The 16,346-nt window shown below is 58.1% G+C and carries 16 protein-coding genes; 5 read left to right on the forward strand and 11 right to left on the reverse strand.

Translation table 11 applies throughout. The annotated features are described in order from the left end of the window. Nucleotides 1–3: 3 nt before the first annotated feature. Genes EDF82_RS08800 through EDF82_RS08810 form a run of 3 tightly spaced genes read right to left on the reverse strand, consistent with a single transcriptional unit; the run spans nt 4 to nt 3,636 of the window. The gene (locus EDF82_RS08800) at nt 4–846 is read right to left on the reverse strand and encodes a hypothetical protein (RefSeq protein ID WP_123755116.1); all 843 of its coding nucleotides are present in this window, start codon (nt 844–846) and stop codon (nt 4–6) included. A gap of 10 nt (nt 847–856) precedes the next feature. Further along, nucleotides 857–1,894, reverse strand: a complete 1,038-nt coding sequence (locus tag EDF82_RS08805) for an oxidoreductase (protein WP_187043021.1) — start codon at nt 1,892–1,894, stop codon at nt 857–859. After that, complete coding sequence (locus EDF82_RS08810; RefSeq protein WP_123755118.1) at nt 1,888–3,636, reverse strand: PTS transporter subunit EIIC; 1,749 nt, start codon at nt 3,634–3,636, stop codon at nt 1,888–1,890. Before EDF82_RS08810 ends, EDF82_RS08805 begins: the two co-directional genes overlap by 7 nt. A gap of 267 nt (nt 3,637–3,903) precedes the next feature. On the opposite strand from EDF82_RS08810, the gene EDF82_RS08815 reads away from it, so the two are divergent. Next, nucleotides 3,904–4,632, forward strand: coding sequence for a GntR family transcriptional regulator (locus tag EDF82_RS08815; RefSeq protein WP_123755119.1), 729 nt, complete (start codon nt 3,904–3,906; stop codon nt 4,630–4,632). Here EDF82_RS08815 and EDF82_RS08820 read toward each other — a convergent pair. After that, nucleotides 4,629–5,528 (reverse strand): LysR family transcriptional regulator, encoded by a 900-nt coding sequence (locus tag EDF82_RS08820; protein ID WP_123755120.1) that lies wholly within the window; start codon nt 5,526–5,528, stop codon nt 4,629–4,631. The two genes, EDF82_RS08815 and EDF82_RS08820, sit on opposite strands and share 4 nt — an antisense overlap. 187 nt (nt 5,529–5,715) lie before the next feature. Here EDF82_RS08820 and EDF82_RS08825 point away from each other — a divergent pair, with 187 nt between their 5' ends. Further along, nucleotides 5,716–6,030: an RcnB family protein gene (locus EDF82_RS08825; protein WP_123755121.1), complete on the forward strand. Its 315-nt coding sequence runs from the start codon at nt 5,716–5,718 to the stop codon at nt 6,028–6,030. Between the two features lie 102 nt (nt 6,031–6,132). On the opposite strand, the gene apbC is transcribed toward EDF82_RS08825, so the two are convergent. After that, nucleotides 6,133–7,242, reverse strand: coding sequence for an iron-sulfur cluster carrier protein ApbC (apbC, locus tag EDF82_RS08830; RefSeq protein WP_123755122.1), 1,110 nt, complete (start codon nt 7,240–7,242; stop codon nt 6,133–6,135). Between the two features lie 152 nt (nt 7,243–7,394). Here apbC and metG point away from each other — a divergent pair, with 152 nt between their 5' ends. Next, nucleotides 7,395–9,431, forward strand: coding sequence for a methionine--tRNA ligase (metG, locus tag EDF82_RS08835; protein ID WP_123755521.1), 2,037 nt, complete (start codon nt 7,395–7,397; stop codon nt 9,429–9,431). Between the two features lie 83 nt (nt 9,432–9,514). Here the strand turns inward: metG and EDF82_RS08840 are convergent, their stop codons facing one another. Genes EDF82_RS08840 through EDF82_RS08850 form a run of 3 tightly spaced genes read right to left on the reverse strand, consistent with a single transcriptional unit; the run spans nt 9,515 to nt 12,437 of the window. Continuing rightward, nucleotides 9,515–9,982, reverse strand: a complete 468-nt coding sequence (locus EDF82_RS08840) for a DUF1456 family protein (protein WP_123755123.1) — start codon at nt 9,980–9,982, stop codon at nt 9,515–9,517. A gap of 53 nt (nt 9,983–10,035) precedes the next feature. After that, nucleotides 10,036–10,755: a two-component system response regulator BtsR gene (btsR, locus tag EDF82_RS08845; protein WP_123755124.1), complete on the reverse strand. Its 720-nt coding sequence runs from the start codon at nt 10,753–10,755 to the stop codon at nt 10,036–10,038. Further along, nucleotides 10,749–12,437 carry a sensor histidine kinase gene (locus EDF82_RS08850; RefSeq protein WP_123755125.1) on the reverse strand — a complete coding sequence of 563 codons (1,689 nt, stop codon included), beginning with the start codon at nt 12,435–12,437 and terminating at the stop codon, nt 10,749–10,751. Before EDF82_RS08850 ends, btsR begins: the two co-directional genes overlap by 7 nt. 209 nt (nt 12,438–12,646) lie before the next feature. Between EDF82_RS08850 and EDF82_RS08855 the strand changes: the two genes are divergently transcribed. Then, nucleotides 12,647–13,378: a MerR family transcriptional regulator gene (locus tag EDF82_RS08855; protein ID WP_123755126.1), complete on the forward strand. Its 732-nt coding sequence runs from the start codon at nt 12,647–12,649 to the stop codon at nt 13,376–13,378. A 59-nt stretch (nt 13,379–13,437) separates the two neighbouring features. After that, nucleotides 13,438–13,551: a protein YohO gene (locus EDF82_RS08860; protein ID WP_071844955.1), complete on the forward strand. Its 114-nt coding sequence runs from the start codon at nt 13,438–13,440 to the stop codon at nt 13,549–13,551. Here the strand turns inward: EDF82_RS08860 and EDF82_RS08865 are convergent. The 3 genes from EDF82_RS08865 to EDF82_RS08875 are packed head-to-tail and all read right to left on the reverse strand — an operon-like array spanning nt 13,526 to nt 16,344. Next, a complete protein-coding gene (locus EDF82_RS08865; protein ID WP_123755522.1) occupies nt 13,526–14,263 on the reverse strand; it encodes an ABC transporter permease in 738 nt (245 codons plus the stop codon). The two genes, EDF82_RS08860 and EDF82_RS08865, sit on opposite strands and share 26 nt — an antisense overlap. Continuing rightward, nucleotides 14,247–15,194 (reverse strand): ABC transporter ATP-binding protein, encoded by a 948-nt coding sequence (locus EDF82_RS08870; RefSeq protein ID WP_123755127.1) that lies wholly within the window; start codon nt 15,192–15,194, stop codon nt 14,247–14,249. Before EDF82_RS08870 ends, EDF82_RS08865 begins: the two co-directional genes overlap by 17 nt. Then, nucleotides 15,187–16,344, reverse strand: a complete 1,158-nt coding sequence (locus EDF82_RS08875) for an ABC transporter permease (protein ID WP_123755128.1) — start codon at nt 16,342–16,344, stop codon at nt 15,187–15,189. The genes EDF82_RS08870 and EDF82_RS08875 overlap by 8 nt, the downstream gene beginning before the upstream one ends. Nucleotides 16,345–16,346: the final 2 nt, after the last annotated feature.

Genomic DNA, 16,346 nt, shown 5'->3' on the forward strand with positions numbered 1-16,346 from the left:
CATTTACCGCCGCTGCGACGCCGCCATCCGCACCCAGGTATGGCGGCGACCGCGTACCGCCATCGAGAGCGTGTAGACCGCCTGCGGGTCGGCCATTCCGGCGACCCCCGCATCACCAAAATTGTACACATCCGCCCCGCAGCGTTTGCTGGCCAGCGCTATCTGACGGACGCTGTGCTCATCGGCCCCTTCCTGACTGCTGCTGATGGTGGCGAGCGCTAGCCCACCAGCGGCCTGAACCGCCATGATAATCTGTTCAACCCGCGACTCCGATGCCCCACGACAGCTGGACGGTGCCGGAACCATCACCCCATCCGCCCCGGCTTTGATGCAGGCCGCATAGTCCTCGCTGGGCGCCAGGCCGTGTTGATAGAATTTCGCCACCAGGATCAGCTTGTCGGTCATCTGCCGCAGTTCCGCCACCGCCTCGCACACCCGCTGTATCGTCACGCCGGGTTTGTCATAGGCCGTCAGACAATAGAAGCTGGCCTCGGGAAGACGCGCCACCTGTGCTGCATCCCAGGCCCGGGGGTTTTCGCCGTCATTATCTGCCAGTACCTCAAGGCTGACGCCGACCAGACGCCCGGTTAACTGCTTAAGGTGGCGTAAGTTTTCACAGCCCTGAATCCGCTGGGTGTGGCAGTCCATCCCTTTGACCAGCAGCAAATCAGCGCCGAAGGCCCCCAGCAGCTCGCCGTTGGTCACTTCAGCGTACAGCGGCACCGCGTCAGCCGCGACTTCAGCCATGATCACCCGCCCTTCTGCGGCGCGGATGGCTTCCCGTAGCACCTCGCCGCTCACCTGACGTTCAAAATCACTGGTGCGGCAGTTAAGTATTCTTTGCATGCGTTGCTCCTCAGGCCAGGGTTATCAAGGCCGGCGACGGTTGGTGAAAGGCGGATTCCAGAATCTCCAGATTGGTGAGCGCCTGTGCTTCGCTGACATAATTGGCCGCCCCGCTGGTTATGGTGGCAAAAATGGCGTCATAAACCCGCCCGTAGTCGCCTTTCACCGATACCCGGTCTTCGCGAAACCAGATCCCCCGCTCATCGACATACTCCAGCAACGCCAGCGCTTCTTCGGCGGCGAAGCGGGGATCGCCGGGCATCACCCCGTCTTTCAAGGAGGTTTCCTGCTGGTCTATCTGATAGCGGGTAAAAGAGCCGCGGGTACCGTGGACGATAAACTTTGGATAAGGGGTTTTCACCAGATGGCTGGTTTTGATAATCGCCTTCATCTGCGGATAGAGTAGCTGCACCTCAAAGGTGTCATCGGGATTCTGCGGTTGCCGGAGATGGCGCAGATGATAGAAGACCTGCTCAGGGCGGCCGAACAGCGCAATCATCTGGTCAAGAGTGTGAACGCCCAGACCATACAATGCGCCGTCAAAGGCCCCGCCTGGACGCCGTTCAGCTTCAGGGCGAAAATAGTCAAAGTGGCTTTCAACTTCGATAATGTCTCCCAGCTTGCCGCTGTCGATCGCCTGTTTCATGGTCAGAAAACAGCTATCAAAACGGCGATTCTGGAACGGAGTGACCAGCAGTCCCTTTTCCCGCGCCAGCGCATAGAGGATCCTCGCCTCCTCAAGAGTGGTGGTAAACGGCTTTTCGACCAACACGTTTTTGCCGTGTTCCAGACACAGCCGGGCATAGTCGAAATGGCTGTCGGGATGGGTACAGATGGTGACGAGGGTAATCTGCGGGTCATTTAAGATATCCGCCAGCTGCGAGGTAAAATCGATATGGCGATAGATATCGGCCCCTTCGCGTTGCGGGTCGCGGTGCAGGTCGTAGATCCGTTTGACGCAGAACGTCTCTTTACGCGCCAGTACGTACGGCAAATGATAGCGGGTGGCACTTTTACCAAAGCCAATAAATGCACTGTAAATCATGATGTCCCCTCCTGTGGGAATAGGTGTTCTCCTGCCAGAATCGCGGCAGCCTGTTCCACCGCAGCTTTGCCGTCCAGCCGACTAAAAGCCTGGGTATTTATCGGTACCACCGGGCAGCGGCCCTGTACGGTCGCGGTAATGCTGTCGCGCATATACACCAGCTGTGGGCCGAGCAAAATCAGATCTGCTTTTTGATACTCGTCTTCAATACTGCCGCTGTTAACCGCGTACACCGACAGCGAGCAGCCGATCTCCTGTGCGTACTTGCGCATCTTCGTCGCCATGATTGACGTCGACATACCTTCATTGCAGGTCAGGACGATAGTTTTATGATTGAGAATGTCCAGCGCGTTGTCCGCCATATCACGCTCAGCAGGTGCAGGGTTTTGCGCCACCGCAGCCACGACCGGGGCCGCCATTTCCGCCAGCGTCTGGCGCCCTTTGGTCTGCCGCATGGTTTTTTCATAGGCCATTAAAAACGGTAAATAGATGACGACCCCCAGGATCAGCAGCACTATCTGCAGCAGGACGTTACGATAATCGCCGCCGGAACCGAGCCAGCCTGACAGCAGCGGCGGTACTGACCAGGGCACATAGGTAACGATTCTGGAGACCATGTCATACTGCGTCGCCAGATAAGCAATAATAAAGTTGATCTGCGGGTAAATAATAAAAGGGATCATGATTAACGGGTTATACAGCACCGGGAAACCGAAAATCACCGGCTCATTAATATTGAATATCCCCGGAGCCAGTACGGTGCGCCCCAGTTTTTGATGGCTGGAAATTTTACTGCGCAAAAAGATGGCAATCAGCAGCGCCAGGGTGCTGCCAGTTCCGCCCATATGGCCGTACAGATCGCGAAAAGGCAGCACGATAATATGCGGAGGGATCTCGCCGCGGGCGAATGCCGCCATATTTTCCTGCATCGCAACCAGCAGCGGCGGTTCCAGGATCGGATTGATAATCCCGGAGGGGTGGATCCCCAAAGAAAACAGAAAATTGGTCAGCGCGGTCAGTACCAGAAAGCCGGGTAAATTGGTGGTCAGATGAACCAGGGGAGCCTGAATCGCCGCCTGGATAATTTCATGTACCTCAAGGCCAAACAGGCTTTTCATGCCGACGGCCAGCAGCGCAAAGGCCAGCACCACCAGCATAATCGAAAACATCGACTGAAAAGATTGCGTTACCATCGGCGGAACATCGTCGCCCATGCGTATTTGTAGCCAGCGCGTTTTGGCTATCCATAAAAACAAGTCGGTCGCCAGCACCGCGGTCATAATGGCCATAAACACGCCGCCCGCATTGGTCAGCGCGAAGGTCATCACGCCGGAAACCTCGACGGCCTCGCCGCCCCCGACCGGCGTCAGGCTGAGGTTCACCGGCATCAGCACCACAAACGCTGCCAGCGCGGCCATTGCCGGGATCATCGGCGCCGCAAACTGGCGTTTGCTCGCGATACTCCAGGCAATCAGCACCACCAGCATCAAGGCCAGGATGCTCATGGTGCCGTTGAGAATCCGATCGCCGACGCTGCGTATGGCGAGCAGCGTTTCTCCGGATACCCAACGGCTCATGACACCGCCGGGATCCAGAAAAACATAATTAATCATGATGAACACACCGGCTAATACCAGAAAGGGGACGGTGATAATAAAACTGTCGCGCAGGCTGCGCAGATGAACTTCCGCGGCCATTTTTTGCGATATGTCGGTGATACGTGCTAATACCGCTCCGCTGCTCATTGTTTTATCCTTATATCATTGAAATATTCAACACCCAGAAGAGGTATTACCCACTGGAATTATATAAAGTTAATCATTATTAATAATGGCATTGTAATTCATAAAACAAATATATAGATCGTTATTGGCACCAAGGCAGAATGAAAGAGACACTCCATCAAGTCAATATGTTTATATTAAAAGTAATCTACTTATAAAATAAATGAGATCTGGATAATAAAACCCACACAAGGATATAATCGCCGGCAGATTAAACGGAGGTGTCGTTTGCGCAGATACATTGAAATAGCAAATATAATAAGAGAAAGGATATTAAATAAAATATATCTCCAGGGTGCAAAAATCCCCTTTGGTCACCAGTTGTGTCATGAATTCAGCTGTAGCAAAATCACGTTGAATAATGCGCTGGATATTCTGGTCAACGAAGGTTTTATTACCCGTCAGCGTGGGCTGGGGACCGTGGTCAAAACCGCAACGCCGCCGCAGGCCTTCGCCGCCGGGCACAGCGCCTCGCCGATTATGGGGCTCAGCACCTTTCATCGCGCACAGGGGGGCTGTGTCAGCAGCCATCTACTGGAATTTGGGATTGCCAACCCGCCGGAAGAGATCGCCGGGCAGTTGGCGATGCAGGGTGAGCAATATGCCTGGCATTTTCGTCGCGTGCGCTTTGTTGACACCCAGGCGCTGTCCATTGAGGAGACGTGGATCCCGCTGCGCATTCTGCCTGACCTGACGCGCCTTGATGCGCTGGGCTCTATCTATCAGTATGTCGAGACGCGGCTGCATAAAGTACCGACCAGCAGCCACACCTGGTTTTACTCTTTGCCCAGCGACGATGAAGCGCAGGAGTGGCTAAAGCTACAGCCCCATGAACCGGTGAGCGTGACGCGCTCGGTGACCTACCTCAACGACGGGCAGCCGCTGGAGTATTGCACCAGCCGCTACCACTATCAGCGATTTAATTACAACGCCGTGGTCCAGCATCATGATAATTAGCCCTGCCCCGCTTCGCAGTGCGCTTTCACCTCTTCATACAATAAACGCACCGCGGCGGAGAGCTGCTTGCGGTGCGGGCAAATCATATTCAGCGGCACCAGGTCGCCCTGGTAGTGCGGTAACAGCACCTGCAGACGCCCGGCGCGAATATCGTCTCTGACATCCAGCGCCGACTTATAGGCAAAACCCTCCCCGGCTATCGCCAGTCGGCGGATCACCTCGGCATCGTCGCTGACGATGGCGCCGGAAACCTGGATATGTTCCACCACGCCGTCAAGGCTGACCGGCCAGCGATCGAACTGCCGCCCGCGCAGCACGTACAGCAGCGCATTGTGCTGTGCCAGCGCCTGGGTCGTTTGCGGCTCGCCATGTTCGGCAATCCACGCCGGGGAGGCCACCAGCACCCGGCGGTTTTCCGGCGCGACGGGCAGTGAAATAAACGAAGCATCGTCGTTGTCGCCGTAGCGAAAGGCGACATCCACCGGGTCTTTAAACACATCGGTGCGGTGATCGGAAAAGAGGATCCGCAGCTTCAGCGCCGGGTGACGCTGGCGAAACGCCCGAAAGACGGTCAGCAACAGATTGCGCCCAAGGTCGGAGGGCACCGCGATTTGCAAGGTGCCGCGCACTTCATCATCCGGCACCTGAATTTTTTGTAACCCGGCATGAAGCGTATCGAGCATCTGGATGGCATAGGGCAGCCAGGTCTCCCCTTCCGGGGTGAGGCGCAAGCTGCGGGTTGAGCGCGCAAACAGGCGAATATTGAGCATGGTCTCCAGGCGCTTAATCGCCGCGCTGACCTGCGCCGGCTGCTGCCCGACCTCCCGCGCGGCGTCGCTGAAACTGCCTAAGGCCGCCGCCCGAACAAATAACGTCAGATCTTCCAGTCTGAACATAGACACTCCCGAATCCAGATCTCCGGATTGTTCTCAAAACGGGCGCGATTCGCCCAATCAGGCACCCTGCCCATCGTTTTCTTACATATTTAACGCAACCAACGCTTGCCATCCCCGCCATGCTTCAGGAATGATACGAGGCTGCGATTTTGTGTCCAGGGTAATCCAGGATAATAATGAGGAAAATATGCGCAAGACAAAAATGATGCTTCTGGGCGTCCTGTTGGCCAGCACCAGCACCGTATGGGCGGCTTCCAGCGGCCCGCAAAAATTCGAACTTGATGGTTTCACCGCAGACTTCACCCAGTTTCGCGTCGGAGACACCGTACCACCGCTGTATCTCACTCCGGAATACCACATCAAGCAGTGGCAGCAGCGTAACCTGCCTGCGCCGGATGCCGGCACCCACTACACCTATATGGGCGGCAGCTACGTGCTGATCACCGATACTGAAGGGAAAATCGTCAAAATTTATGACGGCGAGATTTTCTATCAGCATTGATGGCTGAGCGCATCGTCAGCGATGGCGCCAACGAAAACGCCCTGCCCTTTTCCTGCCAGCGCTGGCACAGAGAAGGACAGGGCGTTGTCTTATCCGCCGGCGTTACACCGCGCGGAAGGCAATCTCGCTGGGAATAACTTCCCCTTGCCAGTAGAGCTGTGCCGCCACTCTTCCCGCCAGCTGACGGTAGATGTCGGTGAACTCGCTTTCCGGACGGGCCACGACGGTCGGCGTGCCGTTATCGAGGTCTTCGCGCAGGTTGATATGCAGCGGCAGCTGGGCCAGCAGCTGAGTATGGTATTTCTCTGCCAGTTTCTCGGCACCGCCGGTGCCAAAGATAGCCTCATGGTGCCCACAGTTGCTGCAAATATGCATGCTCATGTTTTCCACGATGCCTAATACCGGCACTTCTACCTTCTCGAACATCACGATGCCTTTCTTCGCATCGATCAGCGCAATATCCTGCGGCGTGGTCACCACAACCGCCCCGGTCACCGGAATATTCTGCGCCAGGGTCAGCTGAATGTCGCCGGTGCCTGGCGGCATATCCAGCACCAGATAGTCGAGATCCGGCCACATTGTCTCCTGCAGCATTTGCAGCAGCGCTTTGCTGGCCATCGGCCCGCGCCACACCATGGCGTTATCGTCGGTCACCAGGTAGCCGATGGAGTTGGTGGCAAGACCAAAGCGCATAATCGGCGCCATGTGGGTGCCGTCAGGCGAAGTAGGACGCTGATCTTCCGCCCCGAGCATGTTAGGAATCGACGGGCCATAAATATCGGCATCGAGGATCCCGACCTTCGCCCCTTCCGCAGCCAGCGCCAGCGCGAGGTTGACCGCCGTGGAAGATTTACCGACCCCACCTTTACCGGAGCTGACGGCGATAATATTTTTAACGCCGTTGATACCCGGCTGGTTTTTCACCCGCTTCAGCGTGGCGATGCTGTGCGTCAGCTTCCAGTCGATCGCCTGGGCGCCGGTGATGCGCAGCAGATCGGCACTGCATTGCTCTTTTAAATCCTCAAAGGCGCTGTGCCAGACGAACGGCATTTGAATCTCGATATGCACGGTATCGTCGAGCCAGGCGACGTGGTGCAGTGCCTTCAGCGCGGTGAGGTTATGCTTCAAAGTGGGGTGCTGGAAATTAGCCAACGTTCCGGCGACCATCGCACGCAGACGTTCGGGGGATTTGGCCTGGGATTGTGAATTCATCCCGACTCCTTTGTTGTTATGAGCTGCTTTCAGTATGGCTGAGTTTACCACAGCTGAGGATTATCCATATATGGTCAGCCATTTATGGCGCACCCATTACCCTTTTGGTAATATCAGAAGCCCTTTTTACAACAGAAGATGTAATGCCCACTATGACTCAAGTCGCGAAGAAAATTCTGGTAACGTGCGCACTGCCGTACGCCAACGGCTCTATCCACCTCGGCCACATGCTGGAGCACATCCAGGCTGATGTCTGGGTCCGTTACCAGCGAATGCGCGGCAACGAGGTCAATTTTATCTGCGCCGATGACGCCCACGGCACGCCGATTATGCTGAAAGCCCAGCAGCTTGGCGTTTCTCCGGAGCAGATGATTGACGAAATGAGTCAGGAGCATCAGACCGATTTTGCTGGCTTCAACATTAGCTACGACAACTACCACTCGACGCACAGCGACGAGAACCGTGAGCTGTCAGAGCTTATCTACGGTCGCCTGAAAGAGAACGGTTTTATCAAAAACCGCACCATCTCTCAGCTCTACGATCCGGAAAAAGGCATGTTCCTGCCGGACCGTTTCGTCAAAGGCACCTGTCCGAAGTGCAAATCACCGGATCAATATGGCGATAACTGTGAAGTCTGCGGCGCGACCTACAGCCCGACCGAGCTGATCGACCCGAAATCCGTGGTCTCCGGCGCAACTCCGGAAATGCGTGACTCCGAGCACTTCTTCTTCGACCTGCCGTCCTTCAGCGAAATGCTGCAGGCGTGGACCCGCAGCGGTGCGCTGCAGGAGCAGGTTGCTAACAAGATGCAGGAGTGGTTCGAGTCTGGCCTGCAGCAGTGGGATATCTCCCGCGATGCGCCGTACTTTGGCTTCGAAATTCCAGGTGCGCCAGGCAAATACTTCTACGTCTGGCTGGATGCGCCGATCGGCTACATGGGGTCGTTCAAGAACCTGTGCGACAAGCGCGGCGACACCACAAGCTTCGATGAATACTGGAAGAAAGACTCCAGTGCCGAGCTGTATCACTTCATCGGCAAAGACATCGTCTACTTCCACAGCCTGTTCTGGCCAGCGATGCTGGAAGGCAGCAATTTCCGTAAACCCACCAACCTGTTTGTGCACGGCTACGTGACGGTGAACGGTGCGAAGATGTCCAAATCGCGCGGCACCTTTATCAAAGCCAGCACCTGGCTGAACCACTTCGATGCCGATAGCCTGCGTTACTACTACACCGCGAAGCTCTCTTCACGCATCGATGATATCGACCTGAACCTGGAAGACTTCGTCCAGCGCGTCAATGCCGATATCGTCAACAAGGTGGTGAACCTGGCATCGCGCAACGCCGGCTTTATCAACAAGCGTTTTGACGGCGTGCTGTCGGCTGAACTGGCCGATCCGGCGCTGTACAAAACCTTCACCGATGCCGCGCAGACCATTGGCGAAGCGTGGGAAAGCCGTGAATTCGGCAAAGCCATCCGCGAGATCATGGCGCTGGCCGACGTGGCGAACCGCTATGTTGACGAGCAGGCTCCGTGGGTGGTGGCGAAACAGGAAGGCCGCGATGCCGACCTGCAGGCCATCTGCTCAATGGGCATCAACCTGTTCCGCGTGCTGATGACCTGGCTGAAACCGGTTCTGCCGACCCTGTCCGAGCGCGTTGAAGCGTTCCTCAACTGTGAACTGAGCTGGGATGCTATCCAGCAGCCGCTGCTGTCGCACAAGGTGAACACCTTCAAAGCGTTGTACAACCGCATTGACATGAAGCAGGTTGAAGCCCTGGTGGAAGCCTCTAAGGAAGAAGTGAAAGCGCTGAACAGCGCGCCGGTTACCGGCCCGCTGGCTGACGACCCGATTCAGGAAACCATCACCTTTGACGATTTCGCCAAAGTCGATATGCGTATCGCGCTGATTGAAAACGCCGAATTTGTCGATGGTTCCGATAAGCTGCTGCGCCTGAGCCTCGACCTCGGCGGCGAGAAACGCAATGTCTTCTCCGGCATTCGTAGCGCTTACCCGGACCCACAGGTGCTGATTGGTCGCCTGACGGTGATGGTCGCCAACCTGGCGCCGCGTAAAATGCGTTTCGGCATCTCTGAAGGGATGGTGATGGCGGCAGGCCCTGGCGACAAGGATATCTTCCTGTTAAGCCCGGACAGCGGCGCCAAACCTGGTCAACAGGTAAAATAATCTCCGCATCAAGCGCTGCTCAGGCAGCGCTTTTTTTTGTCCATCGTTACTGTCGCAGGTCGGGACAACTCAGCAAGAGAAACTCAAGGTTTGGCGTGGACGCGTTCGGCCAGGCCGCGCAGGAAATAGCGCAGGAACTGGTCGCCGCACTCGCGGAAGTTTTTATGCTCCGGCGCGCGCATCATGGCGGTAATTTCTGGCATCGAAACGCGGAACTTCTGCTGGGTCAGAATGGCGAGGATGTCATCGGTCTTCAGCGAAAACGCGATGCGCAGCTTTTTCAGCACCACATTGTTATTCACCCGGCGCTCAACCGCCAGCGGCGGTGCCGACTCGTCTTTGCCGCGTTTGTCATAAATCAGGCCGTTGAGGAAAATTGACAACATAATGTCCGGGCAGCGCTGGAAGCCATCTTCTTCTTCCTTTTTCAGCCACGGGACCAGCTGCTCTGCGCTGACGACGGAATCGCCCAGCGCAAAAATACGCACCAGGTCGTTATTATTGCTTTTCAGGATGTAGCGCAGGCTACGTAAGATATCGTTACTGATCATAATGCCTTCATGATGAAAAATGCTGGCGCTAAGTCTATCACGATTCAGGCGTATTACAGCCCAATCGCCTCTTTCAGATTTTTTAAGTAGCGCCGGCTCACCGGCACCGTTTGCCCGGCCCGCATCAGCAGTTCCGCCTGGCCGTTCTCCTCCAGACGGATCTCCTTCAGGTGCGCCATGTTCACCAGGTACTGGCGATGGCAGCGCAGCAGCGGCGTGCGGTTCTCCAGCGTTCGCAAGGTCAGCTCGGTGAAGCCCTCTTTCCCTTCGCGGTCGGTGACGTAGATTCCGCTCATCCGGCTGCTGACGAACGCCACATCTTCCATTTGCAGCAGCCAGATGCGGCTGTGGCCGGTGCAGGGGATGTATTTCAACGCCTGTTGGGTATCGTCGAGCAGCGAGATATCCTGCAGGCTGCGCTCCTGGCGCAGACGGGCCAGGGTCTTCTCCAGCCGCGGCGCCTCGATGGGTTTGAGCAGATAATCAAACGCATGCTCTTCAAAAGCTTTCACCGCGTACTCGTCAAAGGCGGTGAGAAACACGATGTAAGGCCGGTGCTCCGGGTCCAGCATCCCTACCATTTCCAGACCGCTGATCCGCGGCATCTGGATGTCGAGAAACAGCACGTCCGGGCGCAGCTTGTGCACCGCGCCGATGGCTTCTACGGCATTGCCGCACTCGCCGACAATCTCAATCTCGCCGGCGGATTCCAGCAATACGCGCAGGTTCTCACGTGCCAGCGGCTCATCATCAACTATCAACACTTTTAACACGCGTTCTCCTCCAGAGGCAGTCGCAGCGTGACGCGGGTGAAACGCTCCGCTTCACAGGTGACGGTAATGCCGCAGTCGGCGCCGAAGCGCGCCCGTAAACGTCTGTCCACCAGGCTCATACCCAGCCCGCTGGCGTTGGGATTGTCCTGGTACAGTCCGGCATTATCTTCGATATCCAGCTGCAGCCAGCGGTCGTTCTGGCTGGCGCGAATGGTAATTTCCCCGACCCCGAGATGCTGCGACGTACCGTGCTTAATGGCATTTTCTACGATCGGCTGTAGCGTAAACGCCGGTAGCTGATGGTGGGCCAGCGCCTCGGGCACCAGCATCTGAATCTGCAGGTTGGCCTGGAAACGCGCCTTCTCAATTTGCAGATAGGCGTTCACATGTTCAATTTCATCGGCCAGGGTCACGACCTCCGAAGGCCGCTTGAGGTTTTTACGGAAGAAGGTCGACAGATACTGCACCAGCTGCCCGGCCTGATCGCTGTCGCGGCGGATCACCGCCTTCAGGGTGTTTAAGGCATTAAACAGAAAATGGGGGTTCACCTGCGCATGCAGCAGTTTGATCTCCGACTGCGTCAGCAGCGCCTTCTGCCGCTCGTACTGCCCGGCCAGAATTTGCGCCGACAGCAGCTGGGCAATCCCCTCCCCCAACGTACGGTTGATGGAGCTGAACAGGCGGTTTTTCGCTTCATATAATTTGATGGTGCCGATGACCCGTTGATTTTCGCCGCACAGCGGGATCACCAGCGTCGAGCCCAGCTTGCAGTTGGGGTGAATCGAGCAGCGATACGGGACCTCGTTGCCGTCGGCGTAGACCACCTCGCCGCTATCAATCGCCTTTTGCGTATAGGATGACGAGATCGGCTTGCCGGGCAGGTGGTGATCGTCGCCAATGCCGGTAAACGCGAGCAGCTTGTCGCGGTCGGTGATGGCCACCGCGCCAATATCGAGCTCCTGGATCAGCACCTGCGCGACCTTCATGCTGTTCTCTTCGTTAAACCCCTGGCGCAGGATCCCCTCCGTCGAGGCCGCGACCTTCAACGCGGTGGCAGAGAAAGCCGAAGTGTATTTCTCAAACATCGCCCGCTTATCCAGCAGGATACGCATAAACAGCGCGGCGCCGACCGTGTTGGTGACCATCATCGGCGCGGCGATGCTTTGCACCAGATGCAGCGCATTGTCGAAGGGACGGGCGATCAGCAGGATAATCAGCATCTGCACCATCTCGGCGAAGAAGGTGATCGCGCCGGCGGTGAGCGGGCTGAACACTTTATCCGAACGTCCCCGTTTGACCAGCACGCTGTGGACCAGACCACCCAGCAGCCCCTCCACGATGGTGGAGACCATACAGCTCAGCGCCGTCATCCCGCCAAGGGAGTAACGATGCAGCCCGCCGGTGAGGCCTACCAGGCCGCCGACGACCGGGCCGCCGAGCAGGCCGCCCATGACCGCACCGATGGCGCGCGTATTGGCAATGGAGTCTTCGATATGCAGACCAAAATAGGTCCCCATAATGCAGAAAATGGAGAAGGTGACGTAGCACAGCAGCTTATGCGGCAGGCGGACGGTGACCTGCATCAGCGGAATGAACAGCCGCGTCTTGCTCATCAGCCACGCGATGACCAAAAACACGCACATCTGCTGAAGCAGCAGCAACACCAGATCGAACTCGTACATACCCGCAGACCACACTTCACTTGAAAGCGCGTAACATACACCGCCGGGTCAAAACTTTCTTTGAAGCCACCGAGGAAAATGAAAAATCATGGTCAGGATCACACTTCTTAGCCGCCCACCTCTCGCCACTTGAACAAAAAATGAACAAACATATCGTCTTCGGCAAACAGCTTCTACAGTTATAAGGGAAGCAACTGCGGGAGGGATTTATGGCGCTTTATACGATTGGTGAAGTGGCTCAGCTCTGCGACATCAACCCCGTGACGTTACGCGCCTGGCAGCGGCGCTATGGACTGCTGAAACCTCAGCGCACCGACGGCGGCCATCGCCTGTTTAATGAACAGGAAATTGACCGTATCCGCGAAATTCAACGCTGGATTGACGCGGGCGTTCAGGTGGGCAAAGTCAAAACCCTGCTCAACGATAACGATCATCAGGAGGAGGATGGCTGGCGGGAACAGCAGGAGATCCTGCTGGGCTATCTGCACGACGGCAGCTATCACCGCTTGCGGCTGTGGATTAAAGAGCGCAGCCACAGCTACTCCGCCCAGACGCTGGTTAACCAGCTGTTTATTCCTTTGCGCCATCGTCTGCTCAGCCCTCAGCCCACCCTCACCGCCCTGCGCAGCATCCTTGATGGCGTGCTGATCAACCATATTGCCCACAGTCTCGCCAGCGCCTACAAACACGCCGGCAGCCATGCGCTGGTGCTCGGCTGGAATATCGACGATACCACCCGGATGTGGCTGGAGGGCTGGATTGCCAGTGAACAGGGCTGGCGGGTCGACGTTGTGCCGCACTCGCTGCCGCAGATTCGCCCCGAGCTGTTTCCCGACAGCACCCTGCTGGTGTTGTGCGGCGAGAGCCCGACCCAGGCGCAGCAGAATCAACTGCAGGCCTGGCAGCAGCAGGGTCACGTTATCTGGCTAAATAGCAATTAATGTTTTATTAACACCTGAGCTTCACCGTATAATCCCTCCGTTAACATCAGGAGCCTATTATGAAGCCAGCGAAAATCGCGGTCATTACCCTATTCTTATTCATGGCCATCGGCGGGATCAGCGGCGTGATGCTTGCTGGTTACTCGTTTATTGTTCGTGGCGGTGTCGGCTGATCCAGCGGTTCAGCCGTTCAAATCCGCGGTCGACGACGATCGCCGCCAGCGCCACCAGCAGCGCCCCCTGCAGTACATAAGCGGTGTTGAACCCGCTAAGGCCGATGACAATCGGCGTTCCGAGCGTATTCGCCCCGACCGTTGAGGCGATAGTTGCCGTGCCGATATTAACGATGGTCGAGGTCCGGATACCGGCCAGCATCACCGGTGCGGCCAGCGGCAGTTCGACCTTGATAAGCCGCTGCCAGCCGGTCATCCCCATTCCCTGAGCGACCGCCACCGCACCCGGCGGCACGGCGCTTAACCCGGCCAGAGTCCCCTGCAATACCGGCAGCACGCCGTACAGCGCCAGCGCAATCAGCGCCGGCTGCCAGCCAAACCCCATGACCGGCACCGCAATCGCCAGCACCGCCACCGGCGGAAAAGTTTGCCCCATCGCCGCTATCGTCTCCACCAGCGGGCGAAATTCACGCCCCGCGGGACGCGTCACCGCTACGCCGGCCCCGACGCCCACCACCGTCGCTGCCAGGCTCGAAAGCGCCACCAGCCAGCAATGGGCCCACGTCAGCGACAGAAAGCTCTGCTGCTGATAGACCGGGCGTGGCAGTTCGGGAAACAGGGCGCTGAAGAGCGGCGCGCTGTAGGGCAGCAGCAGCAAGATGGCGATAAACAGCGCCAGCAGCCACAGCAGCGGATCACGAAGCAGGCGGATGGCGCACCTCCTTGCCGAGCAGGTCGGCAAAATGCAGCGTCCCGCAGGCTTGTCCCTGCTCATCCACCACCGGCAGCACCTCACAGCGATGGGTAATAAACTGCGAAAGCGCTTCGCGCAGCGTCATCGTTACCTGCAGCGTATCCCCGGCCAGCCGCTCATCGCGGCGCAGGCACTCCCCGACGCCGCGCAACGCCAGCAGCCGGACGCCCAGCTCACTGTGGCCAAAAAACGTCTCCACGAAGGCATTTTGGGGATTCAGCAGCATCTGCAGCGGTTCGCCCTGCTGCACCACTTCGCCGCCGTCCATTAATACCAGATGGTCCGCCAGCCGCAGCGCTTCATCCACATCGTGGGTCACGAGGACGATGGTCCGCCCCAGCAGCCGGTGAATGCGGATCATCTCCTGCTGGAGCGCGTCGCGGGTCACCGGGTCGAGGGCGCCAAACGGCTCGTCCATCAGCAGGACGTCAGGATTGGCAGCCAGCGCCCGCGCCACCCCAACCCGCTGCTGCTGGCCGCCGGAGAGCTGATGCGGGTAACGAGCACCCAACGCCGGGTCCAGCCCCAGCAGCGCCATCAGCTCATCAACCCGCGCGGCGATCTGCTGTCGCGACCACTTTTGCAGTTGCGGGACGGTGGCGATGTTCTGCGCCACCGTCCAGTGAGGAAACAGGCCGATCGACTGAATGGCGTAGCCCATCCGTCGGCGCAGCGCCAGCACCGGCTGCTGGCGAATATCCTGCCCGGCAAAGCGCAGGCTGCCGCTGTCATGCTCGACCAGCCGATTGATCATTTTCAACGTGGTGGATTTACCCGATCCGGAAGTACCAATCAGGACCGAGAAGGCGCCTTCACGCAGATGCAGGTTGAGATTTTTTACCGCCGGCTGCCCGGCGAAGGATTTGCTGACCCCGTCAAATTCAATCATCTGCCTCTCCTTTCAGTAACGCGCCCCACAGCGCAAACAGCGCATCGACCACCACCGCAAGGGCAATGGTCGGGATCACTCCCAGCAGCACCAGATCCAGGGCGCTGCTCAACAGCCCCTGGAACACCAGGGTGCCGAACCCGCCGGCGCCAATCAGCGCCGCCACTACCGCCATACCAACGGTTTGCACGCTCACCACGCGCAGGCTGCGCAACAGCACCGGCAGCGCCAGCGGCAGCTGTACCGACCTGAAGCACTGTCCGCGGCTCATCCCCATCGCCACCGCGCTCTCCAGCGCGTCGCGCGGCACCTGCTGCAGGCCGGTGACCACGCCACGCACCAGCGGCAGCAGGGCATACAGCACCAGCGCAATCAGCGCTGGCGCCATTCCGGTACCGGAAATACCCCGCGCCGCGAGCCAGGGAAAGTGATGGGCAAGACCGGCCAGCGGTGCGATCAGCAGGCCAAACAGCGCCACGGAGGGCACGGTCTGAATAATATTGAGGAAGGTAAACACCGGCGCCTGCCAGCGGGGCCGGCGCCAGATGGCGATGCCCATCGGCAAACCGATCAGCAATCCCGGCAGCAGCGTGCCAAACAGCAGCGTCACGTGCTGGTACAGCGCCGCATCGAAAACATCCTGACGGTTGGCGTACTCTTTCAGCAGCGATAGCTGATCCAGCGCACCGGTGGTCAGCAGCACACAGGGGATCAGCCAGATCTGGGCATTGAGCAGCCAGCGCCAGAGCGCCCGGGAAGTCAGGCGGCGGATGGCATCGCTGGCAATGAGCAGGCAGAGCGCCAGCGCCAGCCACAGGCCGCTGCCCGGCGAGGTACGCGCCAGCGCAGAACCCTCCTGCGCCAGTTGAGTCGCCACCTGCCCGGCCCCCCACAGCTGGAGCGGCAGCAGCGCGTCGGCCACCAGCAAGGTCAGCAGCAGCGGCCCACGGCCTGCTCGCCAGCACAGGAGCATCAGCAGCAGCGCCCCGCCGACCTGCAGCGTCAACAGCCAGCGGCAATCCTGCCATAGCCAGCGACCCTCTCCGGATAACAGGCGATTAGGCGCATAGTTGACGAACGGCAAGGCCACCGCCAGCAGCAGGACGCAGGCCAGCAGCAGCACGACACGGTTATAACAACGAATAGCCACCC

The sequence above is a fragment of the Klebsiella sp. BIGb0399 genome (genome assembly GCF_003752615.1).
In the GTDB taxonomy this organism is placed as follows: domain Bacteria; phylum Pseudomonadota; class Gammaproteobacteria; order Enterobacterales; family Enterobacteriaceae; genus Klebsiella; species Klebsiella lignicola.

Bases quoted from the DNA above. Each gene is read 5' to 3' on its own strand.
- EDF82_RS08800 (WP_123755116.1), bottom strand. From the start codon at position 846: ATGCAAAGAATACTTAACTGCCGCACCAGTGATTTTGAACGTCAGGTG.
- EDF82_RS08810 (WP_123755118.1), bottom strand. From the start codon at position 3,636: ATGAGCAGCGGAGCGGTATTAGCACGTATCACCGACATATCGCAAAAA.
- EDF82_RS08820 (WP_123755120.1), bottom strand. From the start codon at position 5,528: ATGTTCAGACTGGAAGATCTGACGTTATTTGTTCGGGCGGCGGCCTTA.
- EDF82_RS08825 (WP_123755121.1), top strand. From the start codon at position 5,716: ATGCGCAAGACAAAAATGATGCTTCTGGGCGTCCTGTTGGCCAGCACC.
- apbC (WP_123755122.1), bottom strand. From the start codon at position 7,242: ATGAATTCACAATCCCAGGCCAAATCCCCCGAACGTCTGCGTGCGATG.
- metG (WP_123755521.1), top strand. From the start codon at position 7,395: ATGACTCAAGTCGCGAAGAAAATTCTGGTAACGTGCGCACTGCCGTAC.
- EDF82_RS08840 (WP_123755123.1), bottom strand. From the start codon at position 9,982: ATGATCAGTAACGATATCTTACGTAGCCTGCGCTACATCCTGAAAAGC.
- EDF82_RS08850 (WP_123755125.1), bottom strand. From the start codon at position 12,437: ATGTACGAGTTCGATCTGGTGTTGCTGCTGCTTCAGCAGATGTGCGTG.
- EDF82_RS08855 (WP_123755126.1), top strand. From the start codon at position 12,647: ATGGCGCTTTATACGATTGGTGAAGTGGCTCAGCTCTGCGACATCAAC.
- EDF82_RS08860 (WP_071844955.1), top strand. From the start codon at position 13,438: ATGAAGCCAGCGAAAATCGCGGTCATTACCCTATTCTTATTCATGGCC.
- EDF82_RS08870 (WP_123755127.1), bottom strand. From the start codon at position 15,194: ATGATTGAATTTGACGGGGTCAGCAAATCCTTCGCCGGGCAGCCGGCG.